This is a genomic window from Streptomyces sp. NPDC052016 (genome assembly GCF_044548445.1).
Classification (GTDB): domain Bacteria; phylum Actinomycetota; class Actinomycetes; order Streptomycetales; family Streptomycetaceae; genus Streptomyces.
In genome coordinates, this window is the sequence record NZ_JBIUBX010000035.1 from 15,857 (window position 1) to 41,677 (window position 25,821).

Annotated in this window: 24 protein-coding genes; 15 read left to right on the plus strand and 9 right to left on the minus strand. The window is 73.3% G+C overall.

From position 1 onward, the window contains the following. Window positions 1–13 precede the first annotated feature (13 nt). The 7 genes from ACIHAR_RS34765 to ACIHAR_RS34795 all read left to right on the plus strand — a co-directional run bounded on the left by ACIHAR_RS34765 (window position 14) and on the right by ACIHAR_RS34795 (window position 8,015). The gene (locus ACIHAR_RS34765; RefSeq protein ID WP_400023278.1) at window positions 14–2,416 is read left to right on the plus strand and encodes a SpoIIE family protein phosphatase; all 2,403 of its coding nucleotides are present in this window, start codon (window positions 14–16) and stop codon (window positions 2,414–2,416) included. Between the two features lie 340 nt (window positions 2,417–2,756). After that, the gene (locus ACIHAR_RS34770; protein ID WP_365471200.1) at window positions 2,757–3,149 is read left to right on the plus strand and encodes an STAS domain-containing protein; all 393 of its coding nucleotides are present in this window, start codon (window positions 2,757–2,759) and stop codon (window positions 3,147–3,149) included. A 355-nt stretch (window positions 3,150–3,504) separates the two neighbouring features. Then, complete coding sequence (locus ACIHAR_RS34775; RefSeq protein ID WP_400023211.1) at window positions 3,505–4,404, plus strand: STAS domain-containing protein; 900 nt, start codon at window positions 3,505–3,507, stop codon at window positions 4,402–4,404. After that, the gene (locus tag ACIHAR_RS34780; protein ID WP_365471205.1) at window positions 4,401–4,817 is read left to right on the plus strand and encodes an STAS domain-containing protein; all 417 of its coding nucleotides are present in this window, start codon (window positions 4,401–4,403) and stop codon (window positions 4,815–4,817) included. Before ACIHAR_RS34775 ends, ACIHAR_RS34780 begins: the two co-directional genes overlap by 4 nt. After that, a complete protein-coding gene (locus tag ACIHAR_RS34785) occupies window positions 4,814–5,257 on the plus strand; it encodes an anti-sigma regulatory factor (RefSeq protein WP_365471208.1) in 444 nt (147 codons plus the stop codon). Before ACIHAR_RS34780 ends, ACIHAR_RS34785 begins: the two co-directional genes overlap by 4 nt. Continuing rightward, window positions 5,257–6,300, plus strand: a complete 1,044-nt coding sequence (locus ACIHAR_RS34790) for a SpoIIE family protein phosphatase (RefSeq protein WP_400023212.1) — start codon at window positions 5,257–5,259, stop codon at window positions 6,298–6,300. Before ACIHAR_RS34785 ends, ACIHAR_RS34790 begins: the two co-directional genes overlap by 1 nt. Beyond that, window positions 6,297–8,015 carry a PP2C family protein-serine/threonine phosphatase gene (locus ACIHAR_RS34795; RefSeq protein WP_400023213.1) on the plus strand — a complete coding sequence of 573 codons (1,719 nt, stop codon included), beginning with the start codon at window positions 6,297–6,299 and terminating at the stop codon, window positions 8,013–8,015. Before ACIHAR_RS34790 ends, ACIHAR_RS34795 begins: the two co-directional genes overlap by 4 nt. 7 nt (window positions 8,016–8,022) lie before the next feature. Here ACIHAR_RS34795 and ACIHAR_RS34800 read toward each other — a convergent pair whose 3' ends face one another. Beyond that, complete coding sequence (locus ACIHAR_RS34800; RefSeq protein ID WP_365471216.1) at window positions 8,023–8,496, minus strand: MarR family transcriptional regulator; 474 nt, start codon at window positions 8,494–8,496, stop codon at window positions 8,023–8,025. 250 nt (window positions 8,497–8,746) lie between these two features. On the opposite strand from ACIHAR_RS34800, the gene ACIHAR_RS34805 reads away from it, so the two are divergent. Both ACIHAR_RS34805 and ACIHAR_RS34810 read left to right on the plus strand, forming a co-directional pair. Further along, window positions 8,747–10,120 (plus strand): NAD(P)/FAD-dependent oxidoreductase, encoded by a 1,374-nt coding sequence (locus ACIHAR_RS34805; protein ID WP_365471219.1) that lies wholly within the window; start codon window positions 8,747–8,749, stop codon window positions 10,118–10,120. A gap of 183 nt (window positions 10,121–10,303) precedes the next feature. Further along, window positions 10,304–12,538: an FUSC family protein gene (locus ACIHAR_RS34810; RefSeq protein WP_365471222.1), complete on the plus strand. Its 2,235-nt coding sequence runs from the start codon at window positions 10,304–10,306 to the stop codon at window positions 12,536–12,538. Window positions 12,539–13,059: 521 nt separating this feature from the next. On the opposite strand, the gene ACIHAR_RS34815 is transcribed toward ACIHAR_RS34810, so the two are convergent. The 5 genes from ACIHAR_RS34815 to ACIHAR_RS34835 form a co-directional block, all read right to left on the minus strand. After that, window positions 13,060–13,491 (minus strand): hypothetical protein, encoded by a 432-nt coding sequence (locus ACIHAR_RS34815; protein WP_365471225.1) that lies wholly within the window; start codon window positions 13,489–13,491, stop codon window positions 13,060–13,062. Between the two features lie 29 nt (window positions 13,492–13,520). Next, window positions 13,521–14,360 carry a DUF1206 domain-containing protein gene (locus ACIHAR_RS34820; protein WP_400023216.1) on the minus strand — a complete coding sequence of 280 codons (840 nt, stop codon included), beginning with the start codon at window positions 14,358–14,360 and terminating at the stop codon, window positions 13,521–13,523. 157 nt (window positions 14,361–14,517) lie between these two features. Beyond that, entirely contained in the window at window positions 14,518–14,763 is a 246-nt protein-coding gene (locus tag ACIHAR_RS34825; protein WP_400023218.1) for a DUF5133 domain-containing protein, read from the minus strand. A 74-nt stretch (window positions 14,764–14,837) separates the two neighbouring features. Next, window positions 14,838–15,674, minus strand: a complete 837-nt coding sequence (locus tag ACIHAR_RS34830; RefSeq protein ID WP_365471234.1) for a SigB/SigF/SigG family RNA polymerase sigma factor — start codon at window positions 15,672–15,674, stop codon at window positions 14,838–14,840. A 414-nt stretch (window positions 15,675–16,088) separates the two neighbouring features. Then, the gene (locus tag ACIHAR_RS34835; protein ID WP_400023220.1) at window positions 16,089–16,907 is read right to left on the minus strand and encodes a helix-turn-helix domain-containing protein; all 819 of its coding nucleotides are present in this window, start codon (window positions 16,905–16,907) and stop codon (window positions 16,089–16,091) included. A 244-nt stretch (window positions 16,908–17,151) separates the two neighbouring features. Here ACIHAR_RS34835 and ACIHAR_RS34840 point away from each other — a divergent pair, with 244 nt between their 5' ends. Genes ACIHAR_RS34840 through ACIHAR_RS34850 form a run of 3 tightly spaced genes read left to right on the plus strand, consistent with a single transcriptional unit; the run spans window position 17,152 to window position 19,586 of the window. Beyond that, complete coding sequence (locus tag ACIHAR_RS34840) at window positions 17,152–17,823, plus strand: DUF4097 family beta strand repeat-containing protein (protein WP_365471243.1); 672 nt, start codon at window positions 17,152–17,154, stop codon at window positions 17,821–17,823. 12 nt (window positions 17,824–17,835) lie between these two features. Further along, window positions 17,836–18,798: an ATP-binding cassette domain-containing protein gene (locus ACIHAR_RS34845; protein WP_400023222.1), complete on the plus strand. Its 963-nt coding sequence runs from the start codon at window positions 17,836–17,838 to the stop codon at window positions 18,796–18,798. Further along, window positions 18,795–19,586, plus strand: coding sequence for an ABC transporter permease (locus ACIHAR_RS34850; protein ID WP_400023224.1), 792 nt, complete (start codon window positions 18,795–18,797; stop codon window positions 19,584–19,586). The genes ACIHAR_RS34845 and ACIHAR_RS34850 overlap by 4 nt, the downstream gene beginning before the upstream one ends. Before the next feature lie 337 nt (window positions 19,587–19,923). Here ACIHAR_RS34850 and ACIHAR_RS34855 read toward each other — a convergent pair whose 3' ends face one another. Further along, entirely contained in the window at window positions 19,924–20,370 is a 447-nt protein-coding gene (locus ACIHAR_RS34855; protein WP_365466544.1) for an ATP-binding protein, read from the minus strand. 291 nt (window positions 20,371–20,661) lie between these two features. On the opposite strand from ACIHAR_RS34855, the gene ACIHAR_RS34860 reads away from it, so the two are divergent. From ACIHAR_RS34860 to ACIHAR_RS34870, 3 genes are all read left to right on the plus strand, one after another. Beyond that, entirely contained in the window at window positions 20,662–20,883 is a 222-nt protein-coding gene (locus ACIHAR_RS34860; protein ID WP_365466546.1) for a hypothetical protein, read from the plus strand. 564 nt (window positions 20,884–21,447) lie between these two features. Then, the gene (locus tag ACIHAR_RS34865) at window positions 21,448–22,926 is read left to right on the plus strand and encodes an aminotransferase class I/II-fold pyridoxal phosphate-dependent enzyme (RefSeq protein WP_400023225.1); all 1,479 of its coding nucleotides are present in this window, start codon (window positions 21,448–21,450) and stop codon (window positions 22,924–22,926) included. Window positions 22,927–23,278: 352 nt separating this feature from the next. Then, the gene (locus ACIHAR_RS34870) at window positions 23,279–23,734 is read left to right on the plus strand and encodes a cyclic nucleotide-binding domain-containing protein (RefSeq protein WP_365466550.1); all 456 of its coding nucleotides are present in this window, start codon (window positions 23,279–23,281) and stop codon (window positions 23,732–23,734) included. A 37-nt stretch (window positions 23,735–23,771) separates the two neighbouring features. Here ACIHAR_RS34870 and ACIHAR_RS34875 read toward each other — a convergent pair whose 3' ends face one another. Continuing rightward, the gene (locus ACIHAR_RS34875; protein WP_400023227.1) at window positions 23,772–25,073 is read right to left on the minus strand and encodes an MFS transporter; all 1,302 of its coding nucleotides are present in this window, start codon (window positions 25,071–25,073) and stop codon (window positions 23,772–23,774) included. Between the two features lie 114 nt (window positions 25,074–25,187). Further along, window positions 25,188–25,802, minus strand: a complete 615-nt coding sequence (locus ACIHAR_RS34880; protein WP_365466554.1) for a LysE/ArgO family amino acid transporter — start codon at window positions 25,800–25,802, stop codon at window positions 25,188–25,190. Window positions 25,803–25,821: the final 19 nt, after the last annotated feature.

Below are 25,821 nucleotides of genomic sequence, written 5' to 3' on the forward strand. Positions count from 1 at the left end.
CGACGCGCCGGTCGTGGCCCCGGCCGCCGGCGCGCCGCCACAGCCTCAGGCGCCCGCCCGGCACTCCCCCGGAGCGACGGGCGGCGCCCCCTCCCCGGTGGGCCGTCTCGCGGCCACCGTCGAACGGCTGCGGCGCGAGGTGCGGGCGGCTCAGGCGGAGGCCGAGGGGCGCGCCCTGGTCGAACTGGCCAAGGGCGTCCTCGTGGAGCGGCTGGGCTGCGGGCCGGCCGAGGCCGCCCGGCAACTCACCGAACTGGCCGAGCAGGCGGGAATGTCCCCGCTGGAGTTCGCGGTAGAAGTCATCAACCAGGCTGCCAAGGACCGCGTGGCCGAGGTGACCGACGCCTTCATCGCGACCGTCTCGGACACGGACACGCCCGCCGAGGTCTCCGCGGCCGTACGCCTGCGGGCCGCCGAGAGCGGGGCGCTGGCGGCGCACGACACGCAGGCCGTCGCCGACTCCCTGCTCCAGCACGCTCTGGGGCCGCTGGGCGCGGTGGCGGTGGCGATCTGGGCGGCGGGCGCCGACGGATCCCTGACGCTGGCCGGAAGCGCCGGCTTCGCCGCCGGGGAGGCCGGCCGCTGGCGGTACGTGCCCCCGGACGTCGCCACGGTGGCCCGCCTCGGCCTCGCCGAGCGGTCCGGGCAGTGGATCGGCTCGCTGGCGCAGACCGGTCTGCCCACCGTCGGCCGGAACACGCACCCCGACGGCGGGCGGGTCGCCCTGCCCGCCGGGACCGGGGGGCGGGTCCACGGGGTCCTGGAGATCGCCTGGCCCGGGCCGCTGGAGCCGCAGCCGCCCCAGGTCGTCCGGCAGGTGGAGGCGCTGGCGGAGCTGTGCGCGCACACCCTGCAGTCGTACCCGAGCGGCCAGGGCGCCGGCCCGGAACCGCGGGTGCTGCCCGACGCGGCCGAGCTGATGGACCTGGCGGACGGGCTGCACGATCCGGCACTGGTCCTCGTCCCGCACGTCGACGCGGCCGGGCAGCTGGTGGACTTCCGCATCCAGCACGTCAACGACCGTTTCCTCGATCCGGCGGGACGGCCGCGTGCGGTGGTCAACGGCGCCCTGCTGCTGGAGGCCTACCCGATGGCCGCGGGCGGCAGCGACCTCTTCCAGCGCATCGAGCGGGTTCACGCCACCGGTGAGCCGTTCCGCGCCCGCCGCATGAGCCTGACCGCGCTGGTCGACGAGGTGCCGTTGTCGGCGGTCGCGGATCTCAGCATCAGCCGGCACGGCAGCTGTGTGCTGCTCATCTGGCGCATCGAGGACGAGACGGCACGGCTGGCGAGCCTGTTGCAGCACGCGCAGCGCCTCGGCCGGATCGGCGGCTTCGAGGAGAACGTGCTGACCGGCGAGACCACGTGGAACGGCCAGCTGTTCGCCCTGTACGGGCGGGCCCCGTCGAGCGCCCCGGTGCCGTTGGAGGAACTGGCGGCGCACGCCCACCCGGACGACGCGGTCGGCATCGGGCGCTTCCTGCGGACGCTGCTGCACCACCGACGTCCGTCCTCCGCGGCCTTCCGGCTCCAGCGGCCGGACGGGGTGACCCGGCACATGCGGCTCGTCGCCGAGCCGGTCCTGGACACCGACGGCCGGCTGGTCGCCGTCCGCGGGGCCTACCAGGACATCTCGGCCCAGCACTGGACGGAGGTCGCGCTCGCCGCCACCAGGGACCAGCTCGCGCAGACCGAGCAGCACGCGAGCGAACGCGGCCGGCTGGCGCTCCAGCTCCAGCACGCGATCATGCCGCCCACTCGGGCGCCCCTGGAGGTTCCCGGCCTCCAGGTGGCGGTCCGCTACCGGCCCGCCGAGGAGGAGCAACTGGTGGGCGGTGACTGGTACGACGCGGTCGTGCTGCCGTCGCGGCTGGTGATGCTGTGCGTCGGGGACGTGGCGGGCCACGGCATCGAGGCGGCGACCAGCATGGTGGTGCTGCGCAACGCGCTGCGCGGGCTGGCCGTGACCGGCGCCGGACCGGGCCAGTTGCTGTCGTGGCTGAACATGGTCGCGCACCATCTGACGGGCGCCGTCACGGCGACCGCGGTGTGCGGGCTGTACGACCCGGTCGGGCGCACCCTGCGCTGGGCGAGGGCGGGCCATCTGCCGCCCGTTCTGGTGCGCGGCTCCGATGCCGCCCCGCTGCCGCTGCTGAAGGGGCTGCTGCTGGGTGCCGTACCGGAGACGACGTACGAGGAGGAGGAGATCCAGCTCGCGGCCGACGACACGCTGCTGATGTACACCGACGGGCTGATCGAGCGGCGGGACCGGTCGGTGGAGGAGTCGCTGACGCAGTTGCTGAACCAGGTGAGCACGGTTCCGCCCACGCTGGACCAGCAGCTGGACCGGCTGCTCACCTACAGCAGGTCGGACACGGACGACGACACCTGCATCGTGGGCATCAGGCTCGGTTGAGGGCTGTCGGCAACGTCACGTCGTCCGCCCGGAGGGCGGGGAGAACCTGCAGGACATCCCCCGGGGGGTGTCCTGCGGCTGGGATCGCGGGAAGCGGCGGGGACCCGCCGTCCGTGGCACGGTCCGCCGTGCAGGTGGCCGAGCCGGGGGCGTCTTCCCGGGGCCGGTGCATGGGACTCCGGTTCCTGGGTATCCGCTGGGGCGCGATGCGAGGTCGAGAACCTCAGCCGAAGGGGAGGACACAAGTCCCGTGGTCGGACGTCCCGACGCCGGTGCTCGCCTCGCACCGCAGTCGCCCGCCGGGGTACGCAGCCCGGACCCTCAGTTTTCGGAGGTACACGTGTCCATCGCCCAGAACCCGTTGTCCGTCGAGGTCACCCTGCCCCGCGAGGACGTGGCCCTGGTCACGGTCGAGGGCCACCTGGATCTCGACACCGCCACCGAGTTCCAGGCCCATCTGGCGAACCAGCTCCACCACGGCAGGCGGCACTTCCTCCTGGACCTGTCGGCGGTGCCCTTCATGGACTCGTCCGGGATGAACATCATCCTGCGGGTGTACCAGGAGGCCCGGGGGCTGCCCGGCAGCGTGCACGTGATCAACCCGACGCCCGCGGTGCGCCGGGTGCTGGATCTCACAGGGGTCAGCCTCACGGTGCCGATCTCCGAGAAGGTCGACGAGGCCCTGGCGCGCATAGACCGTCCGGAGCCTTCGCCGCAGGACGGGGAAGCCTGACCCGCCGTCCGCCGCACCCCGCGAATCCGCAGGTGTGCGGGCGGCGGCGGCCCTCGGGCGGCCCGACAGTTGCCGTTTGACAACTGTACGTGCGGGGCAACAGAGTGGGCGGACCACGGACCGGCGGAACTCATGGAGACGGCGAGGCCGTTGGGGCATCGGCCACCCCGGCCGTCGAACGGATGTCGCCCCTTCGGACACGTGTCACGACGGCCGCCGCACGAGCGGGTTGCCGGGCCGGAGCGGGGTGTCGTACGAGATCGGCCCGTGGTTAGGGTGGTCGCCCGGCAGGGATCACCACGCCCCCCGCCGCCCGCGGGGAGGCGGCGGCAGGACGCAGACGAGGAGTGAAGCAGTGCCGGAGCACGAAGCGGCCACACCGAACGGAACACCGGCGGCCGAGGTCGGGGCCTTCCTGAGCCGCCGTCGGGAGCAGATCGCCCAGCGGTGGGCCGACGAACCGTTGTTCCGCACGGTGTTCACCGTCTCCCGCGACGAGGCGGTGGAAGCCGGCCGGAGCGTCGTCGACGCCCTCGCCCAAGTCGCCGACTCCGGCCGGGTGGAGGACTCCAACAGCGCCGGATTCACCGTGGTGCGCGAGCAGTTGGCACGGATGACGGCCGCCCGCTCCCGCTCCGGGATGAGCACCGCGCAGGTGTCCAGCGAGGTGGAGGCCCTGCGGGTCCCCGTCGAGAACCTGCTGGTCGCCGATCTCCCGGACGCGTCGGCGGAGCACCTCAGGGAGTGCACGACCGCGCTGACCGTCCTGATGGGCACCCTGCGGCTGGTGGTCATGGAGACCGCGCTGACCGAGGTGCAGGCCCTCATCGACCGGCAGCAGATGCAGCTGCTCGAAGTCGCGACACCCGTCATCAAGCTGTGGGACGGCATCGTCGCCGTCCCGCTCATCGGGACGCTCGACAGCGCCCGCAGCCAGGTGGTCATGGAGACGCTGCTGGAGGCGGTCGTCGACCAGCAGGCCCAGTACGCGATCCTGGACATCACCGGGGTCCCGACGGTCGACTCGCTGGTCGCGCAGCACCTGATGAAGACGGTGGCCGCCGTACGGCTGATGGGCGCCGAGTGCGTCGTCTCGGGCATCCGGCCGGCGATCGCGCAGACCATCGTGCACCTCGGCCTGGACCTGGGCACCGTGATCACCCGGGCAGGGCTCGCCGACGCCCTGGCGTACGCCCTGCACGGGCTGGGCGCCGGCATCGTGCACGCGACGCCCGGTGGTGCGGGTCCGCGGTGAACAACGACCTCTCCCGCATCGGCGCGGCACCCGTGCCGGTGCTCAGGCTGGGCGACGTCCTGCTCGTCACGTTGCAGGGGGACCTGCACGACGGCACGGCGGAACAGCTCCAGCAGGACATCGTGGAGGCGATCGCCCGCAGCCGGGTGACCGGCGTGGTCATCGACATCTCCGGGGTGGAGATCGTCGACTCGTTCCTCGGGCGGGTACTCGCCGAGATCGCGGCGAACGCCCGGCTGCTGGCCGCCCAGACCGTCGTCGCGGGCATGCGGCCGGCGGTCGCGATCACCCTGGTGGAGCTGGGCCTGACGCTTCCGGGGCTGCGGACCGCGCTGTCCACGGAGGCCGCTCTGCAGCTCCTCGGGCGGGCGAGCGTTCCGGTTCCACGCGGCCCGCGCCGGGAGCCGCGGTGAGCGGGACGGCCGCGGGCGTCGAGGCCCGCCTGCCGATCCGCTCCGACCTGGACTTGGTCTGGGTACGGCAGCATGTGCGGCAGGCCGCCGCCGCACTCGGTTTCGGCCTGGTCGACCAGACGAAGCTGGTCACGGCGGCCAGCGAGCTCGCCCGCAACACGCTGGTCTACGGCGGGGGCGGGGAGATGGAGACCGCTCGCGTCTCCGACGGACGCCACCAGGGGCTGCGGCTGACCTTCACGGACCACGGCCCGGGGATCGCCGACCTGGAGCAGGCGCTGCGCGACGGCTACACCTCCGGCGACGGGCTGGGGATGGGCCTGGGCGGCGCACGGCGGCTGGTGCACGACTTCGCCATCGACAGCACTCCCGGGGCCGGTACGACCGTCACGGTGACCTCGTGGGCGGCCCGGCCACCCCGGCAGCGCGAGGAGACCTGATGCCGCGCGTGTGGGAGGTGCCGGTCCACGACTCGACACGGGTACGCGACGCGCGCGTGGCCGCGGAGGCGGCCGCCCGGCTCGCCGGCCTCGACGAGTCGCGTACGGCTTCCGCGGCCCTGGTGGCGACGGAGCTGGCCACCAACCTCCTCAAGCACGCCCACGGGGGACAGCTCCTCGTGGACACCGTCGCCCCGCCGGGCGGGCGGATCGGACCGGTGGTCCAGATCGCCGCCGTGGACCACGGGCCCGGCATGGCCGATGTGACGACCGCGCTCGGCGACGGGTTCTCCACGACCGGCTCCCTGGGGGCCGGCCTGGGAACCTGCCGGCGGGTGGCCGACGACTTCGACCTGCACAGCGCCCCGGGGCGCGGCACGGTGGCACTGGCCCGGCTCGGCGCCGCCGCGAAGGCCACCGTCCGGGAGCCCGTGGCCGCGCGGGCCGGCGGTGTGAACGTCCCGTTCGCCGGCGCCGAGTACTCCGGCGACGCCTGGACGTGGGTGCGCGCCGACGACCGGCTGACCCTGATGCTGGCCGACGGGCTGGGCCACGGCCCCGAAGCGGCCCGCGCCTCGACCGCGGCGGTGGAGGAACTGCACCGCTCGGCCCGCCACACGCCCGCCGAGGTGCTGCGCCGCCTGCACGACGCGCTGCGCGGCACGCGGGGCGCTGCGGTGGCGGTGGCCCAGCTCGACGTGTCGGCCGGCCGGCTGCGGTTCGCCGGGATCGGCAACGTGGGGGCGCGGCTGCGCGAGGGCGACTCGTGGCGTCATCTGCTGTCCCGGCCCGGCATCGTCGGCGTGCACCGCCCGGCGTCCCTCGGCGACACCGAGGTGCCCTGGGCGGCCGACCGGCTGCTGGTGCTGCACAGCGACGGTCTGCCCAGCCGTTGGACACCGCCCTCCGACCCCCGTCTGTGGACGGCCGACCCGGCGGTGACCGCCGCGGTGACCGTGCGCGACGCGAGCAGTTCCGCCCGCCCGGTGCGTGACGACACGGCCGTGGCCGTCCTGTCCCCGAGCCCGCCGGACCGCCCATGATGCGTACCTGGCAGATCAGCACCGTCACCGACGCGGCGCGCGCCCGGATCGCCACCGCGCGCCTGGCCGCCGCGTACGGCGTCGCGCCCCTGGAGCGGACGCGGCTGGCGACCGCGCTCAGCGGCCGTCTGCGCCAGTGTCTGACCAAGGGCGGCACCTGGCGGCTCAGCCTGAAGGCGGGCGGGGGACTGCTGCGGATCGAGGTCGCCGCCTCCCCCGCCGCCGGCGAACCGCCGTGGCAGGTCGCCGTGGACTGCCCCGAGCCGGCGGACGCCGCCGTCCACGCAGGGGTGGCCGACGACACCGGTGTCCTCGCGGAGGCCCTGCTGGGCGCCGACGAGGACACCTCGCTGGTCCTGGACAAGCTGGCCGAGCAGGAGGAACTGGTCGCCTTCCACCGGGAGGAGCTGCACCAGACCAACCAGGGCGTGCTCGCGCTGCACGCCGAGCTGGACGCGGCCGGGCGGGCGCAGCGTGAGGCCTTCGCGGCGGAGCGCGCGGCCCGGCAGGAGGCGGAGAACGCCCGGCGCCGGCTGACCTTCCTGGCCGACGCCAGCGCGGTGCTGACCGCGTCCCTCAACCACGAGGAGATCGTGCGCCGGCTGCCCGAGCTGCTGGTGCCCGAGTACGCGCGCACGGTCGACGTCTGGCTCTTCGACTCCGACGACGACCGGCGCCCGCCCGCCCCGCACCCGGCGGCCGCCGTGGTCGCCGCGCGCACCGGACGGCCCCAGTACGCGGCCGACCATCCCGGCGGCCTGCCCGGGGTGGAGGACCAGCCGCCGTCGGCACTGGATCCGACCCGGCCGCTGCTGTGCGTCCCGCTGCCGACGCGGCGCGCGCCGCTCGGGGTGCTGACGCTGACCCCGCCGGGCGAGCGCTGGGATCCGGACGACGCCGTCATGCTGATCGAGCTGACCCGGCGGGCCAGCATCGCTTTGGACAACGCGCGGCGCTTCGAGCACAGCCGGGACATCGCCGAGACCCTCCAGCGCGCCCTGCTGACCGATCTGCCGACCACGCCGGGTCTGCGGCTGGCGGCCCGCTACCTGCCCGCGACGTACGGGCTGAACATCGGCGGCGACTGGTACGACGCCTTCCGGCAGCCCGACGGCAGCCTGATCACCGTGGTCGGCGACGTGACCGGGCACGGGCTGCACGCGGCGGTGATGATGAGTCAGCTGCGCACCGCGCTGCGCGCGTACGCCGTGGACGGCGGCAGCCCGGGCGTCCTCCTGACCCGGCTGCACACCTTCCTGCACCACCTCCAGCCCGACCTGTACGCGACGGCCGTGATCGCCCGGTTCCAGCCCGGCGAGCCGGTCCTGACGTGGGCGGCCGCCGGGCATCCGCCGCCCGTGCTGCGGGACCCCGACGGGCGGGTGCGCACGCTGGACGCCAAGCCGGGCGCGATGCTCGGCATCCCGCTGCGCCAGGAGATCGCCGACCACACGGTGCCCCTGGAGCCGGGTTCGACGCTGGCGCTGTACACGGACGGTCTGGTCGAGCGGCGCGCCCAGGGCATAGACCCGGGGATCGCGCGGCTCGCGACGGCGCTCGGCGCGTTCCGCACCGAGGAGCTGGACGCGGACCTCGACGGTTCGGCGGAGCGGATCCTGGACCCGATGCTCAGCGACTCCGAGCGTGACGACGACGTCTGTCTGCTGCTGTGTCACATCGACAGCCGGACGGCCCGCCTCACGCCGGGGAACTGAACTACCGTCAGTCATCGGTGCCGGCGGCGTGCGCCTGCCGGAAGGCGGACAGCCCGTGCTCCAGCGCCGTGCGCTGCGCCGGCGTCATGCCCTCGAACACGGAGGCCAGCCGCCGGACGCGCCGGTCGTTGACGTCCACGAGGACACGCCTGCCGTAGGCGGTCAGCACGAGCTGCACCTCGCGCCGGTTGCGCGGGTGCACGCTCCGCTCGAGCAGACCCGCCGCCTCCAGCCGGTCGCACAGGCGGCTGGCGGTGGGCAGACCGATGCCGAGATGCTCGGCCAGAGCGGTCAGGTTGAGCTCCGGGCGGCGCCGGATCGTTCTGAGGGCGACCAGCTGCCGGTCGGGCAGCCGCGGCGTGGTCTCCTCGGCCGCCGCGAGCCAGCAGGCCACCAGGCTCTCCACCGCGTCGACGACCCGCCGGGCCGTCGCCTCCCGGCTCTCCCGCCGGCCATCGTCGGTGCCCCGCGCCCACCCCACGTCACTACCCTCCGGCCACCACACTTGTCATGTACGTCGAGCTACCCGAAGTGCCCGGGCGTACACGGGCCCTTCCACGGGTACGTCGGTGGCCTCAGGAGAAACGTTCGTCTGCATGCGCCGCCCGGCTGGCGGAACCACTCCGGTCGCGGTGGGATCGATGGGATCGACGGCATCGGTCAGGTGCGACGGTGCCGCCCGGCGGGCACGCGCATCATGTCGAGCAGACCGCCTGGAGCCGCAGAAAGGGATGGACATCGTGACACGACCCAGGATCCTGGTGGTGGGCGCGGGCTTCGCGGGAGTGGGGTGCGTTCGGCGTCTGGAACGCAGGCTCGCCCCGGACGAGGCCGACGTCACCCTGGTGACGCCGTTCAGCTACCAGCTCTATCTGCCGCTGCTGCCGCAGGTCGCCTCCGGCGTGCTGACGCCCCAGTCGATCGCCCTCTCGCTGCGCCGCAGCAAGAAGTACCGCACCCGGATCATCCCGGGCGGCGCCATCGGCGTGGACCTTCGGTCGAAGGTCTGCGTGATCCGCACCATCACCGACCGGTTCGTGAACGAGCCGTACGACTACATCGTGCTGGCTCCCGGCAGCGTCACGCGAACCTTCGACATCCCGGGGCTGGTCGACAACGCCTTCGGGATGAAGACGCTCGCCGAGGCCGCCTACATCCGCGACCACGTCATCACCCAGCTCGACCTCGCCGACGCCAGCCAGGACCCCGCCGAGCGGGCCTCCCGGCTGCAGTTCGTGGTCGTCGGCGGCGGCTACGCGGGCACGGAGACCGCCGCCTGTCTGCAACTGCTCACGCACAACGCGGTCAAGCGCTACCCCCGGCTGGACCCGGGCCTGATCAAGTGGCACCTCATCGACATCGCCCCCAAGCTGATGCCCGAGCTGGGCGACAAGCTCGGCCGCAGCGCCCAGGAGGTGCTGCGCAGGCGCGGGATCGACATCTCGCTGGGGACGTCCGTCGCCAAGGCCGAGCCGGAGGAGGTCACCTTCACCGACGGGCGGGTGATCCCGACCCACACGCTGATCTGGACCGCGGGCGTCGTCGCCAGCCCGCTCATCGGCACCCTCGGCGCGGAGACGGTCCGCGGGAGGCTGGCCGTCACCTCGGAGATGTGCCTGCCCGGTCACGACGGGGTGTTCGCGCTCGGGGACGCCGCCGCGGTGCCCGACGAGGCCAAGGGCGGCGACGCGGTCTGCCCGCCGACCGCTCAGCACGCGATGCGGCAGGGCAAGGTCGTGGCCGACAACGTCATGGCGACGCTGCGCGGTCAGGCGATGCGGCCGTACCGGCACAAGGACCTCGGTCTGGTCGTCGACCTGGGCGGGACCGACGCCGTCTCCAAGCCGCTCGGCATCGAACTGCGGGGGCTGCCCGCCCAGGCGGTGGCCCGCGGCTACCACTGGTCGGCGCTGCGCACCAACGTGGCGAAGGCGCGGGTGCTGACGAACTGGACGCTGAACGCGCTCGCCGGTGACGATTTCGTCCGCACCGGGTTCCAGTCCCGCCGGCCCGCCAAGCTGAAGGACTTCGAGTACACCGACAGGTACCTGACGGAGGAGCAGGTGCGGGCGCACGTGGCGGGCACGGAGCCCGGGGCCGGGTGAGCGAGGGCTGCGGACCCGGGTGCGGGTGAGCGGAGCCCACGGGAGCCGGGTGCGGGTGATCGAGGGCTGCGGATCCGTGAGCTGGTGAGCGAAGCCCACGGACCCGGGGCCGAGTGAGCAAGGACTGCGGACCCGGGTGCGGGGTGCGCCGGGGTTCGAGCGAGCGGGAGAGAGTACGGACGCGTGAAGGCGGCGGATCGGTCCTTCTGGACGGGGTTGCGGGTTCGGATCGTGGCCTCCGATCCCGGGCTGCTGCGGCTGACGGCCGGGCTGCGGACGGTCGGTGCCATCTCGCTGACGCTGGCCGTGCTCTCTCTGCTGGGCGCCGACGTGAAGCACCTCGTCGCGGGGGCCATCGCGGCGATGGTCGGCACGTTCGCCGTCCGGGAGAAGCAGCGCGGGGCGCAGGCCGTCACCCTGGCGCTCGGGCTGCCCGTCGCCCTGGCCTCCGTGTCACTTGCGGCGCTGCTGAGCACCCGGGTGGTGGTGGGGGACGCCTTCTTCGTCGTCCTCATCTTCTGCGCGGTGTACGGCCGCCGGTTCGGGGACCGGGGCACCGCGCTCGGCCTGGTCGCCTTCCAGGTCTACTTCCTGTCCCTGTTCGTCGGCGTCACGACGGCCGGCCTGCCCGGTTTCTGGGGCGCGATCGCGGTCGCGTTCGTGTGCAGCGCGACGGCACGGTTCGTGCTGGTGCCGCAGACGCCGGCGGGGCTTCTCGAGCGGCTGCGGCAGGCCTTCCGAGCGCGGCTGGCGCAGCTGCTGGACGCGCAGCTCGAACTGCTCGACGCGGGTCCGGACGACGTGGGCAAGGCCCTGCAGCACGTGCGCGAGGGCACCGCCCGGCTGCACGAGACCGCCATGATGATCCAGAGCCGGCTGGAGGAGGGCACCCGCGACGAGGCGACCGCCCACCTGCTGCAGCGCCGGATCGCCGACGCGGAGATCGCCGCGGAAAGGCTGGGCCTGCTGCTGCTCACCGCACGCAGCACCGAACGGGCGGACACCCTGACCCTGCACCTGCCCGGTGCGCCGGTCCCCGACAGCGGGCGGCTGCCGGTGCGGGACGAGGCGACGGACGTGCTGCGCCGCGACCTGCGGGCGCTGCGGCTGCTCGTCCGCCATCCGGTCGCCGACGGCACGGGACTGGCGCAGGTGCGCAACCGGCTGCTCGGGTACCGCGAGGAGGAGAACCTGCCGAGCGCCTCACCGGCCGTGCAGGACGTCTTCCGGGGCGTCGGCGAGGCGTCGCGGGCCGTGCTGGGGCTGCGGGTCGCGCTCGACGGGCCGCAGGACGAGTCCGACGACAGCCCCGAGACGGCCCGCTCCCGCGAGGAGCTGGACGCGGAGGACGCGGCCATCGGCGGCGAGGAGGCGGCGAGGGAGGAGGCCACCGGGCTGCGCCGGCCGACGACCCGGGCGGCCGTGCAGGTCGCCGTCGGCTCCTCGCTGGCCATCGTCGGCGGCGAGCTGATCTCCGCACACCGCTGGTACTGGGCGGTGCTGACCTGCTGGATCGTGTTCCTCAACACCGCCTCGACCGGGGAGATCCTGGTCAAGGGCTACCGGCGGCTGCTGGGGACCGTGCTCGGGGTGATCGCGGGGATCGGGCTCGCGGGGGCGGTCGGCCACCACACGTGGACGGCGTTCGCGGTGGTCCTGCTGTGCGTGTTCGCGATGTTCTACACGGCGCCGCTGTCGTACACGCTGATGTCGTTCTTCGTCACCGCGGCGCTGGGCGTGCTCTACACGCTGCTGCACACCTACAGCCTGTCGGTGCTGGTGCTGCGGGTCCAGGAGACGGCGCTCGGGGCGGCCTGCGGAGTGGTGGCGGCGGTGCTGGTGCTGCCGGTGCAGACCGACCGGCGGACGAACGACCTGCTGACGACCGTCCTGGACCGGCTGACCGACGTGACGGAGGCCGCCGTCGACCAGCTCAGCGGGGGGCCGCCGACCGATCTGCTGGACCGGGCCCGGGACCTGGACCAGGCGCTGGACGACCTGCGGGCGGCCACCCAGCCGCTGACGCATCCGGTCACACCGCTGCGGACGCGCCGGGACACCGCGCGGTACGTCGTCGCCCTGCTGGAGACCTGCGCGTACCACGCCCGGACCCTCGCGGCCACGGCCGAGCTGCTGCCCACCCATCCCTCGATCGCGGCGGACCCGGGGCTGCGCAAGGCCGGGCAGCGCATCCGGCACAACATCGACGCGATCGCCGCCCGCGTCGCGGACGAGGACAGCACCGCCGAGGTGCGGACCAGCCCGAGCATCGCCTCGCTGCTCGAAGCCGGCGAGCCCGGCACCCCGCGCTACGGCCGGGTCACCGACCGGGTCCTGCGCCACCTCCAACGCCTGGACGAGGCAGTGATCGGCCTGGCCCGCCCACTGGGGGTACCGGTGACCCGCCCGGGGGCGTGAGCGTGAGTTTGGGTGGGGTTGGGCGGCGGTTGGGCGGGGGCGGGGCTTCGACCGGGGTCTGGACAGGTGCGGAGCCTGGACGGTCGCGGGGTATGTACGGGCGCGGGGCCTGGACGGGCGCTGGCCTCGGCGGAGGCCAGCACGCGGGAACCGGGCCACGAACCGGCCCGCCTGCGGGAAGGGCGACCCGCCCCGGAATACAGCCCACCCATGGGGCCTACCGGCGCGGCCTGACAGCCCGACCCGCCGCGGGAACCGGGCCACGAACGAGACCGCCTGCGTGAAGGCGAACCGCCCCCGGAGTCGCCTGCCCCAAAGGGCCCACCTGCGGCGCCTGGCAGTCTGCCCTGGGCGCCGACATATGACTAGAACTGCCTGACGAAGAGGAAGCCCCCGGAGAGACCCCCATTGAGCAGCAACCCGCAGGGCACTCCGCCCGTCGGGCACTCCGCCCCCTTGGGCGCTCCGCCCTTGGGCAGTCGCCCGCGGGGCGGCTCGTCCGCGGGGCGGCCCGCCCGCGGTCAGAAGTCCGTGGGCAGGCCGCTGGCCGCGGCGATGCCGCGCAGTTCCTCGGTGTCGCTCTGGCGGCGGCGGATGCAGCCGGCGATCTCGGCGAGCCGGACGGGGTCGGAGGCGGTGACCGCGTCGGTGACGACCCGGACCGGGCCGGTGCCGTCGACGTGGATCTCCACCAGCTGGTTGTCCAGCCGGCCGGTGACCGCCGTGGCGATGACCAGCGCGGCCTCGTCGCGGATCTCCTGGGGCAGGTCCTCGGTGTCCCGCGGATCCAGCGCGAAGTCGAGGGTCTCGGAAGGTTGTTCGTCCAGTGCGCGCAGCGCGGGCGCGACGACCTTGAGCAGCATCTCGAAGTCCTCGCTGTCCATGCGGACGCGGAGGAGGTCGAGGTACATGTCCACGGGTCGTCCGTCCGGCGGGAACTCGGATTCGTTCATTTCCCCCGGGTTCCCCCGGAGCCGGACGTTCAGACCTTGCGCCAGCGGGCCATGGCGAACGAGAACAGTCCGAAGAGCACGAGCCCCGCCGCCACGCAGGCCAGCAGGCCCGGCCCCACCGGGGTGCCGGCGAACGAGCGAAGGGTGTCGTCCAGCCCCTTCGCCTCGTCGGGCTCGTAGTCGACCGCGGCACGTATCGCGAAGGAGCCCGCGGCGGCGAACACCAGGCCGCGCGCCGCGCCGCCGACCACGCCGGTGACGTCCACCAGGCGGCGGACGCGCCGCGACATCTGCCCCATCCGCATCTTGTCCCGGAAGGCGCGCATCAGGGCCCGCGCCCCGATCCAGACGCCCGCGACCACGACGCCGGCGCCTGCCGCTCCGACGATCCACTGCCCCCCGGAGACCTCCAGCAGGCGGGCGGTGACGTCCCGGGACTGCTCGTCGCTGGAACCGCCTCCGCTGCCCGACCCCGCGGCGAACGCGAGGACGGAGTAGGCGACGAACGAGTAGAACACGCACCGGGCGAGCGCCAGCAGCCTCTTCTTCGCCTTCCGGCCGTCGGGCCCGACCGAGCCGAAGACCACCTCCGACAGGCGCCACAGCGCCATGCCGACCAGGCCGATGCCTAGGGCCCACAGCAACACGGAGCCGAAGGGCTTCCCGGACAGTTCGGCGAGGGCGCCCTGACGGTCGGCCTGCTGCTTCTTGTCGTCGCCGAAGGCGATCTGCAGGGCCAGCGCGCCGACCAGCAGGTAGATGACACCCCGCGCGGTCAGTCCCGCCTTGGCCGCCCACCTGGTACCCGACCCCCGCGCCGCGCGCTCGGCCTGGGTCCTGCCGTTGCTCGCCAGGACACTCGCGTTCATCTCGACCTCCCCTGAAGAGTCCCGGAATCCGGATGCCCCGGGTTGCCTCGCACACACTCGGCGGTGGGGCGACTGCTCTGCGCGACGACACCCCCCGGTCACACGCCGGGCGCCCCTCGGCGGTGGTCCACCGCCGAGGGGCGCCCGGCCGGGCCGCTCACGCGTACACGTGGGGCCCGTCGTCGGTGCGCGGCCTTGCCGCCGCGTCCGCCTCGGCCGCCGCGGCGAGCCAGCGGCGGGCGGCCTCCAGGGCGAGGGTGACGTCGCGCGTCCCGGTGGAGACGCACAGCGTGTAGGCGAGATCCTGCGCCCGGGCGTTCTTCGCCTCGGCGGATCCGCCCGCCGTCGCGGCCTCGTACTCGTCGACGAGCTTGCGCAGGACGGCGGGGTGGGGCATCAGCATTCGGGGTGCTCCTCTTCCGTGACGAACGGGTGGACGAACGACGGGGTGCGCGGTACGGCGGTGCGGGTGCGGGCTCAGCCGCGACCGTCCTGGCGGCCGAGGGCCTCCTCCCTCACCTGGGCGCAGCTGCGGCTGATGAGGCGCGAGACGTGCATCTGGGAGATGCCCAGGCGGTCGGCGATACGGCTCTGGGTCATGTCCTCGAAGAAGCGCATGTAGAGAATGGCCCGCTCCCGCTCCGGCAGACGGCGCAGGCTCTCCTTGGCGGACTCGCGGTCGACCACGATGTCGTAGGAGGCGTCGGGGCCGCCGAGGGTGTCGACGAGGCTGTACCCGTCGTCTCCGGCCGGGAGTTCGGCGTCCAGCGACAGCGTGCTGAAGCTCTCCAGCGCCTCCAGTCCCGCGCCGACCTCCTCCTCGGTGAGCCCCGTGTGGGCGGCGATGTCGGCGACGGAGGGCTCGGGCGCACCCGGGTTCTGGGTGAGCTCGCGGCGGGCGAGCCGCACCTTGTTGCGCAGTTCCTGCACCCGGCGGGGCACGCGCAGGGCCCACATCCGGTCGCGGAAGTGCCGCTTGATCTCGCCGGTGATGGTGGGGACGGCGTAGCTCTCGAAGGCGCCGCGTTCGGGGTCGAAGCGGTCGACGGCCTTCACCAGGCCGAGTGCCGCCACCTGCCGGAGGTCCTCGATCGCCTCGCCGCGGTCGCGGAACCGCCCGGCGATCCGGTGGGCCATGGGCAGCCAGGCCGTGACGATCTCGTCGCGCACGGCGTCCCGCTCGGGTCCTTCCTCCATGGAGGCGAGGCGGGCGAATTGACGTGCGGTGTCGGGAGCGTCGTCGTGGGTCCGACGTGACTGCGCGGTGGTGACGGCAGGCGTAGCAGGTCGGCTTGTCGACATGTCGATGAGCATGCGGATTCGCTCCTGAACGGTCGTTTCAGGGATTGACCACGGGAGGGCCGCTGTCGTCCGGGGCGCAGAGAGCGCCCCGGAGCAGCCATGCCGCTCCCGCTGGCGCGCCTCCGGTCCGAAGCACGAACCTCCGTCTGCCCTGACCCCGGAGGAACAAACTCCGCCCGTCGGACACGCGTTTCCGACGCCGCACCGGGAGGCCGTCGGGATGGCTGAAAAGCGGCGACGACGGCCCGAGGGGGCCGGGTGTCGCCCCCGAGGACGTGGTGACGTACTGGACGCGCATGCGTGGACGCCCGAACCCGGCTGGGGCCGACCCCGGCGTGCCCGATTGGGGCCGGCCCGGGCCGTGCCCACCCCTGCACCGCGGCGGACGGCGCGGGGATCCCTGACCGTGACCGTCGAGGCGGCGGTCTATTCGCGGTCTGGAATGGGCCTGGCGGTCCCGTCCGAGGTCGTTCCGGTCGCGCCCGTCGTTGCGGTCCCGCCCGTCATTGCGGTCCCGCCCGTCGTTCCGGTCGTTCCGGGTTTCGTGTGGAGGACCGCGCGGGCCTGGTCCGCGGCGCGGGCGGTGCTCTCGGAGACGAAGTCGAGAAAGCGGGCGATGTTCTCGAGGCGGGCGCCGGCCGGGGACGCGGGGCCGAGGATGCCCACGCCCTGCCGTGCGGTGTCGACTATCCGGGCGATGGCCCGGGCGCTGGCCATCATCGACTGGTACCAGACGTCGTCGTCGACGACGTAGCGCTCGCGGCGGCGTTCGTCGCGTTCCCGGCGGACGAGGCCCTGGCTCTCGAGGAAGGCGACCGCCTTGGAGATGGACGCCGGGCTGACCTGGAGGCGCTGGACGAGTTCGGCGGCGGTGAGGCTGCCCGCGTCGCTGATGCAGAGGCAGGCCAGCACCCGGGCCATCATCTTGGGCGTGCCCGACTGCATGAAGACGGTGGTCAGCGCCTCCTCGTACTCGCGCACGGCCTCGGCGTCGCGTCCGTGCGCCTGCGGGGGCACCTCCGGCCCCCGGGGCGCGGCCGGCCTGCGCCGGTGGGCGCGGTGTTCGGTGGCGCGGTGGGCGAGGTCGGCGCGGTAGGCGGTGGGGCCGCCGTTGCGCATCACCTCACGCGTGATGGTCGAGGTCGGGCGTTCGAGGCGTCTGGCGATCTCCGCGTAGGCCAGGCCGTCGGCCAGTCCCAGGGCGATCTGCTGGCGTTCCTGCTGGGTGAGCCTGCCTCCCGGCATCGCGGTCTCCTTCGTGGGGCGTGATGCCCCCAGCGTAGCGTTCGCCCTCATTTCATTGCAACGAACTCTCGCACGGTGTTGCATTACCCTTCAGGCCTATTGCAATGAATTAGTAGCTTTGACCTGCATCTACATTGATCACATGCAACGAGTGCGTTGCCGGATCCATGAATGCAACGTAGCGTTTCTCATGTCGGAAACGCCCGGCGCCAAGCACCGCACGCAGCAGAAGAAGGAGCGCACGATGCAGAAGTTCGACACCTCCGCCCCCATCACCGCCGTCCTGGACATCCCGGCGGGGCGCGTCCGGTTCATCTCCGCCGACCGGGCCGACACCACGGTCGAGATCCTCCCCGCGGACGCCTCCAAGAGCCGCGACGTGAAGGCGGCGGAGCAGACGGAGGTCGCATACGGCGACGGCGTCCTGCGGATCCAGGTGCCGGCGGCGAAGAACCGGATCCTCGGCAGCTCCGGATCCCTCGAGGTCACGGTCCAGCTTCCCGCCGGCTCCCGCGTCGAGGCCAAGGCGGCGGACGCCGAGTTCCGTGGTGTGGGACGCCTCGGAGACGTCGCCTTCGAGGCCGCGCAGGGCTCGGTCAAGCTCGACGAGACCGCGAGCGCCCGCCTCACCCTCCTCGCCGGCGACATCTCGGTCGGCCGCCTGGGCGGTCCCGCGCAGATCGGCACCCAGAAGGGCGACATCCGGATCGCCGAGGCCGTGCGCGGCACGGTCGAACTGCGCACCGAGCACGGCGAGATCTCGGTCGGCGCCGCCCACGGGGTCTCCGCATCCCTGGACGCCGGCACCACCTACGGCCGGATCCACAACGCGCTCACGAACACCGACGGTGCCGCCGCCGGCCTGAACATCCACGCGACCACCGCCTACGGCGACATCTCCGCCCGCAGCCTCTGAGGAGCACCCGTCATGACGAACCTGGCCATCGCGGCGAACGGGCTGCGCAAGTCCTACGGCGACAAGGTCGTGCTCGACGGCGTCGACCTGGCCGTCCCCGCGGGAACGATCTTCTCCCTGCTCGGCCCGAACGGCGCCGGCAAGACCACCGCCGTGAAGATCCTCTCCACCCTGATCTCCGCCGATCCGGGCACCGGTGGCATCCACATCGGTGGCCACGACCTCGCCGCCGACCCGCAGGCGGTGCGGGCCGCGATCGGCGTCACCGGCCAGTTCTCCGCCGTCGACGGCCTGATCACCGGCGAGGAGAACATGCTCCTCATGGCCGACCTGCACCACCTCTCCCGCGGCGAGGGGCGCCGCACCGCCGCCGAGCTGCTGGAGCGCTTCGACCTCACCGAGGCGGCGAAGAAGCCCGCCTCCACCTACTCGGGCGGCATGAAGCGCCGCCTCGACATCGCCATGACCCTGGTCGGCGACCCGCGCATCATCTTCCTCGACGAGCCGACCACCGGCCTCGACCCGCGCTCACGCCACACCATGTGGCAGATCATCCGCGAGCTGGTCGCCGACGGGGTGACCGTCTTCCTCACCACCCAGTACCTGGACGAGGCCGACCAGCTCGCCGACCGCATCGCGGTGCTCAACGGCGGCAAGATCGCCGCCGAGGGCAGCGCGGAGGAGCTCAAGCGGCTCATCCCCGGCGGACACGTGCGGCTGCGCTTCTCCGACCCGGCCGCTTACCAGGCCGCCGCCTCCGCTCTGCGCGAGGTCACCCGGGACGACGAGGCGCTGGCGCTGCAGATCCCCAGCGGCGGCAGTCAGCGCGAGCTGCGCGCCGTCCTCGACTGGCTCGACGCCGCCGGCATCGAGGCCGACGAGCTGTCCGTGCAGACCCCGGACCTGGACGACGTGTTCTTCGCCCTGACCGGCCCAGCCGACGTTCCCGACCTGACCGAGGAGACCGTCCGATGAGCTCCCTCCCCCTCGCCGTTCGCGACTCGGCCACGATGTTGCGCCGCAACCTCCTGCACGCGCGGCGCTATCCGTCCCTCACCCTGAACCTGCTGCTCACACCGATCATGCTGCTGTTGCTCTTCGTCTACATCTTCGGCGACGCGATGAGCGCCGGCATCGGCGGCGGCGGTCCGGACCGCTCCGCGTACATCGCGTACGTCGTCCCTGGCCTGCTGCTGATGACCATCGGCAGCACCGTGATCGGCACCGCGGTGTCCGTCTCCAACGACATGAGCGAGGGCATCATCGCCCGCTTCCGCACGATGGCGATCCACCGCCCTTCGGTGCTCGTCGGGCACGTCGTCGGCAGTGTGCTGCAGTCGGTCGTGAGCGTGGTCCTGGTGGGCGCCGTCGGCGTGGCCATCGGCTTCCGGTCCACGGACGCCACCGCCCTGGAGTGGCTGGCGGCGTTCGGGCTGCTCGTGCTCTTCGCCCTGGCGCTCACCTGGATCGCGGTCGGTATGGGCCTGATCAGCCCGAACGCCGAGGCCGCCAGCAACAACGCGATGCCCCTGATCCTGCTGCCGCTCCTGTCCAGCGCCTTCACCCCGGTCGAGTCCATGCCCGGCTGGTTCCAGCCGATCGCCGAGTACCAGCCGTTCACGCCCGCCATCGAAACCCTGCGGGGCCTGCTGCTCGGCACCGGGATCGGCCACAACGGGTGGTTCGCCGTCGTCTGGTGCCTGGGGCTCGCGGTCCTCGGTTACTTCTGGTCGACCTCGACGTTCAACCGCGACCCGAAGTAGCCGCCATGACCGCGCGGGCCGCCTCCCGCACCTCGTCCCGCCCCCGGGCGGTGTACTCCGACACCGGGTCGGCGTGCGCCGCCCCGTCGGCGTTCCCGGCCGTCCGCCGGGCCCTCTCCGCCGACATCCCCGACGAGAACTCCCCTCGCGCGCCGGGCCGTTCGGCCGACGCGGAGGAACCACGGAACGCCCCTCGTGCACGAGTCGCTCGACCTCGTCGCGCACAGGACATTCGGCTTCCCCGGCAGCCGAACCCACCGACGGCCTGCCCTGCACCGTGGATCACGGACAGGACATCGGGGCCACGCCCGCGTGCGGTGCACGCGACGCGCGCCGCTCAGAAGACCGGCACGACGGCGGTGATGCGCTTGCCGCCGGCCGGCAGGTCGGACACCCGGACGTCCCGGGCCAGCCGGCACACGATCGGCCAGCCGCGTCCGCCGGTGCGGCGCCGCCCGGCCTCGTCGAACGGGTCGGAGGCCACCGGCATGCGGTCGCTGCGGTCGCTGACCGAGACCCGCACGGCCTGTTCCTCGACGTCGACGTCGAAGCCGGTGACGCCGCCGCCGTGGAGGATGGCGTTGGTGGTGAGCTCGGAGGCGACGAGCAGGGCGTCGGAGAGGGCCTCCTCGTCGTACGGACGGCCGGTGGTCCCGCTGCGTCCGGCGACCGCGCGCCGTATGGCGGCCCGGACGTCGGACGGGCGGCACGGTCGCTGTCCTGTGCGGCCGACCGGGCCGTCCGTTGCGTCCGCGCGGTGGTCGGTCGTGTGGTTGCCAGGCATCCTTTCGCTCCCTGCGCTGCTGATCGACGGGTCGACGGGCCGGCGGGCGGGCCTGTGGTTCTGTGGTTCGCCGCGTGACCGATCGGTCCCTGAGCCTGTGAAGTAGCGCTGCACCGATGGCGGCCGGCGGTCCGGCCCGACCGCGTCCGGCTGGGCGGCCGCACCCGGCCCTCTCCCTGCCGGGCGGCGCGGCCCCTCTCTCTTCGGCTGGCCCTCGTGGGCCTGGCCAAACCTTCCGCGCACGGCCTCTTCGCGTGTCATCGTCCCGTCTCGCGGGGGTACGCGGAGTGCATGACGGATGTCGTGGACTCGGACGAACTGCTGCGCCGCATCCAGCGCGCCAGGGCCTGCGCGCGCGAGGAACTGCGCACCTGGCGGACCCGGAGCGAGGAACTGGGGCGGACCGACCCGGACGCGGCGCGTGACGCGCACGTGCGGGCCCTGTCCTACGAGGCGGTTCTCGACGTCGTGGACGAGATCCTGACGCCGGGCCACCACCCGGCCGAACCGTGAGGCCGGATCGCGCGGCGCCCGAGCCCTGATGACGGGCTCGGGCGCGCTCGCCCTCCGCGGGCGCGCGGACGCGAGGACGGCCGGACGAACGCGAACCGCGCACGGCCGAACGCGACGGCGGCGGGGCGCTCCCCCGCCGGCCCACCGAACGCGACGGAACGCCCGGCCCCCGCACACGACGGGCCCCTACACGGACGCGACAGCGCGCACCCGCCGAACAGCCGGACGCGCACAGGCCGAACGGCCGGCCCCGCAAGGCGGCACACAGCCGGACGAGTAGGTGACGCACGGTCGGACCAGCACGCGCCACACGGGCCGGACCAGCATGCGCCACAGGACCGACCGGACCAGCACCCGCAGCAAGGGCCGGTCGTGCACCCGCAGCAAGGGCCGGACCAGCTCCGCGTCTGTCGGCACCCGACGCGGTGGACGACGAGGCACACGAGGCCGCGACGACGGCGGGCGGCCGTGGGCCGCGCGCCCCGCTCGGCTCAGCGCTCCGCCGCGACCGGGGCGTCCGGCCTCCGCTCGATTGGCCGCCGGACGCGCGGGAACCCGGTGTGCATGACAGTCGACCACACCCGCGCACCCGTACTGGAAGCTCTCGTCGACTACCACCGCCAGGGGCGGTTGGGATTCTCACCGCCGGGGCACAAGCAGGCTCGCGGCGCCGATCCCGAGGTGCGGGCGGTGCTGGGGGACGCGGTGTTCCTGGGTGACATGCTGGCGTCGGGCGGGCTCGACGACCGGCTGACGCGGAGCCGTGTCCTGGAGCGGGCCGAGGAACTGATGGCGGACGCGGTCCACGCCGACCACACGTTCTTCTCGACGTGCGGGAGTTCCCTGTCGGTCAAGGCCGCGATGCTGTCGGTGGCCGGTCCGCACGAGAAGCTGCTGATCGGACGCGACGCGCACAAGTCGGTGGTGTCGGGCCTGATCCTCTCCGGAATCGAGCCGGTCTGGGTCGAGCCGCGCTGGGACGCGGAACGGCACCTGGCGCATCCGCCGTCCGCCGAGGAGTTCGAGAAGGCCTTCGAGATCCATCCCGACGCGAAGGGCGCCCTGGTCACGAGCCCGACGCCGTACGGCGCCTGCGCGGATCTGCGGGCGATCGCCGAGGTCTGCCACCGCCGTTCGGTCCCGCTGATCGTGGACGAGGCGTGGGGGGCTCACCTGCCCTTCCATCCCGCGCTGCCGTCGTGGGCGATGGACGCGGGTGCCGACATCTGCGTGACCAGCATCCACAAGATGGGCAGCGGACTGGAACAGGGGTCCGTCTTCCACCTGCAGGGCGATCTCGTCCCCGCGGAACTGCTGAAGATGCGCGCGGACCTGCTGGGCACCACCAGCCCGTCGGTGCTGCTGTACGCCGGGCTCGACGGCTGGCGACGCCAGATGTGCCTGCACGGCGAGGAACTCATGGGAGGGGCGCTGGAGCTCGCGGCGGAGGTTCGGGCCGCCATCGAGCAGATCGACGGAATGCACGTCAACGACCGGAACGACCTCTGCGGGCCCGGACTGGCGGACGACTTCGACCCACTGCCGGGCGTCATCGACGTCGACGGACTCGGCATCTCGGGCTTCCAGGCCGCGGACTGGCTGCGCGAGCACCGCGCCACGGACATGCACCTGTCCGACCACCGCCGGATCGGCGCCCAGATCACCCACGCCGACGACCGGGAGACGGCCGGGGAGCTGCTCGCCGCCCTCAAGGACCTGGCGCACGCGGCGCCGGACCTGCGGCCCGCCCCGCGGATGGAGGTGCCGGCGCCGTCCGAACTGCGGCTGGCCCAGGCGCTGCTGCCCCGTGACGCGTTCTTCGGGCCGGCCGAACACGTGCCGCTGTCCAAGGCGGCCGGCCGGGTCGCCGCCGAGATGATCACGCCGTATCCGCCCGGTATCCCCGCCGTACTCCCCGGCGAACGCCTGACCGAGCCCGTGCTGCGATACCTGAGCACCGGCAAGGAGGCGGGCATGAACCTGCCCGATCCCGCGGACCCGGACTTCGAGACGATCAGGGTCGTCACCCGGGATGCGGAGTGAGGCGGCCCGCGGGCGGGGCGAAACGGGGGCGGCGGCGGAGCGAACGGGGGCGGCGAAGTGAAACAGGTCACGTGGCCGGGTTTCAGGTACGCACGGACTCCGTGAATGGTTTACGGTTCATACATACGTGGTGACGGAGTCGACGACGCTCCTCCGTACACCACCCTTAGAACGGCCCTGGCTGGCTTCCCCCGTCCAGCCAGGGCTTTTTCCTGCCGTTTGACACAAGTCCCGTCCGCCGAGGTGCTCTGGGCGTCCGCAGCGGCTGAAATGGGTGAGAGGGATACCCGGAGACCACCCCCTCCGGACGGACCGACCCGGAATCCCCTCCCCCGGCGAGGAGCCCCGCGCCATGACCAAAGCCACGAAACTGCTGACCGCCCTCCCCCCGCCCCAGCGCCAGCGCCTGATGTCCCTCGCCCGGGAGGTGTCCTTCCCGGAGGACACGCGGATCTTCGAGGCGGGCGGCACGGCCGACCGGTTCTGGGTCATCCGCTCCGGCGCCGTCTCGCTCACCCAGCAGGTCACCTCCGTGCAGCGGGTCACCGTCGCCGGCCTCGGCGCCGGCGACCTGCTCGGGTGGTCCTGGCTGTTCCCGCCGTACCAGTGGGACTTCGGCGCCGAGGCCTTCAGCCCCGTCCGGGCCTACGAGTTCGAGGCGCAGCCGGTGCTCAAGCTGTGCGAGGAGGATCCCGCGCTCGGGCTGACGCTGGTGCGCATCGTGGCCGAGATCCTCGCGCACCGGCTGGAGATCACCCGGGGCAAGCTGATGGAGTCGTACGGGACGCAGCGGCGCCGGGTTCTCTAGCCGGGGGGACGGACGGGCGGCCTCGGCCTGGCGGCCCTCAGACGCGGTAGCGGCGCAGGGCCGGTGTCGCCGCCGCCAGCCCCAGCATCAGGGCGACGACGAGCAGCCCCCCGCCCGCGACGGCCGCGCGGGGGCCGAACGCGGCGCCCGCGGTGCCGTGCAGGACGTCGGCGAGGCGGGGTCCGCCCGCGACGACGACCGTGAAGACGCCCTGCATACGGCCGCGCATCTCGTCGGTGGCCGCGGAGAGGAGGATCGCTCCGCGGAAGACCATGGAGACCATGTCGGCGATCCCGGCTGCCGCGAGGAAGACGACGGCGAGCCAGAGGCTGGAGCTCAGCCCGAAGCCGGTGATGGACACGCCCCAGGCGATGACGGCGCCGATGACCATCAACCCGTGCCGGCGGGCGCGGGAGAACGTGCCGGAGAACAGCCCGCCCACCACCGCGCCGATGGGGATCGCCGCGAACAGCAGGCCCAGGGCGAGGCCCTCGCCGTAAGGCGCATAGGTCTCGGCGGCCAGTTGCGGGAACAGGGCGCGGGGCATGCCGAAGACCATGGCGACGACGTCGGCGAGGAAGGACAGCAGCAGCACTTTGTGGCGGGAGATGTAGCGGAAGCCCTCCGCGATCTCCCGCACCCCGGCGCGGCGGACGGCCGAACCGGCGAGCGGCGGCAGCGCGGGCAGCCGGACGACGGCCCACAGCGTCACGCACAGGGCGAGCGCGTCGATGAGGTACAGCTCGGGCAGGCCGATGACGGGGATGAGGGCGCCCGCCAGCAGCGGCCCGGCGACCAGGCCGGTCTGCATGACGGTGGAACCGAGGGCGTTGGCCGCGGCCAGTTCCTCCGCCGGCACCAGGCGGGCGATGGAGGCGTTGCGGGCGGGCGCGTTGAGTCCGAAGAACGCCTGCTGGGCGGCGAGCAGCACCATCAGCACCGCCACCGAGTCCAGTCCGAGGACGGCCTGGAGCCAGAACAGCACCGAGGTGACGGCGATGCCGGTGTTCGTGACGAGCAGCAGCCTGCGCCGGTCCATGGTGTCGGCGACCGCGCCGCCCCACAGCGCGAACAGCACCATCGGCAGCAGACCGGCGAGGCCGGCGTAGCCGACCCAGGCGGAGGAGCCGGTGATGTCGTAGATCTGCTTGGGCACGGCGACCGCGGTGAGCTGGCTGCCGACGGCCGTGACGATCGTCGAGGACCACAGCCGACGGTAGGCGGGCCGGCGCAGGGGGCGGGTGTCCATCGCCCAGCGGCGCCAGCCGCGGCGTGGGCGTTCCGGGGCGCCCGGGTCGGCCTCCGCCTCGGATGGGGTGCTGCTCTCGCTCGTGTCCACGGGTGTCCTGTGTGCTCGTTACATCTTTCGGGTCGGAGGTCACTATCGCAGCACCCGCTGTGATGTCACGTCGCCCATGAGCACGCGGTCTCACGCCTCGGACGACCGGTCCTCTCAGGCTCCGGCGACGAGGGTGACGCCGAGGGCGATCATCGTGGCGGCGACGAGCCCGTCCAGGACACGCCAGGCGGCCGGGCGGGTCAGGAAACTCCCGAGCAGCCGGGCGCCGAAGCCTAGCGCGGCGAACCAGCAGAGGCTGGCGGTCGCGGCCCCCAGGCCGAAGGTCCAGCGCAGCGGGCCTCGGTCGGCCGCGACGGTGCCGAGCAGGAAGACGGTGTCGAGGTAGACGTGCGGGTTGAGCCAGGTCATCGCCAGACAGGTGAGCACCGCCCGCCGACGGGAGCCGGTGGCCTCGCCCTCCGCCCGCAGGGCGCCGCCCGGCCTGAACACCCGGCGGGCGGCGAGGGCCCCGTACCCGAGCAGGAACGCGCCGCCGATCCAGGCGACGGCGGTCAGCGCACCCGGCCAGGCCACCACGATCGCGCCCACCCCGGCCACTCCGAGGGCGATGAGCAGGGCGTCCGACAGCGCGCAGATCCCGACGACGGCGAGGACGGCGTCCCGGCGGATGCCCTGGCGCAGGACGAAGGCGTTCTGGGCGCCGATGGCGACGATGAGCGAGAGACCGGTGCCGAAACCTGCGGCCGCGGCGGTGAGGGCGGGCGTCATGGCGACCACGCTAGAGAAC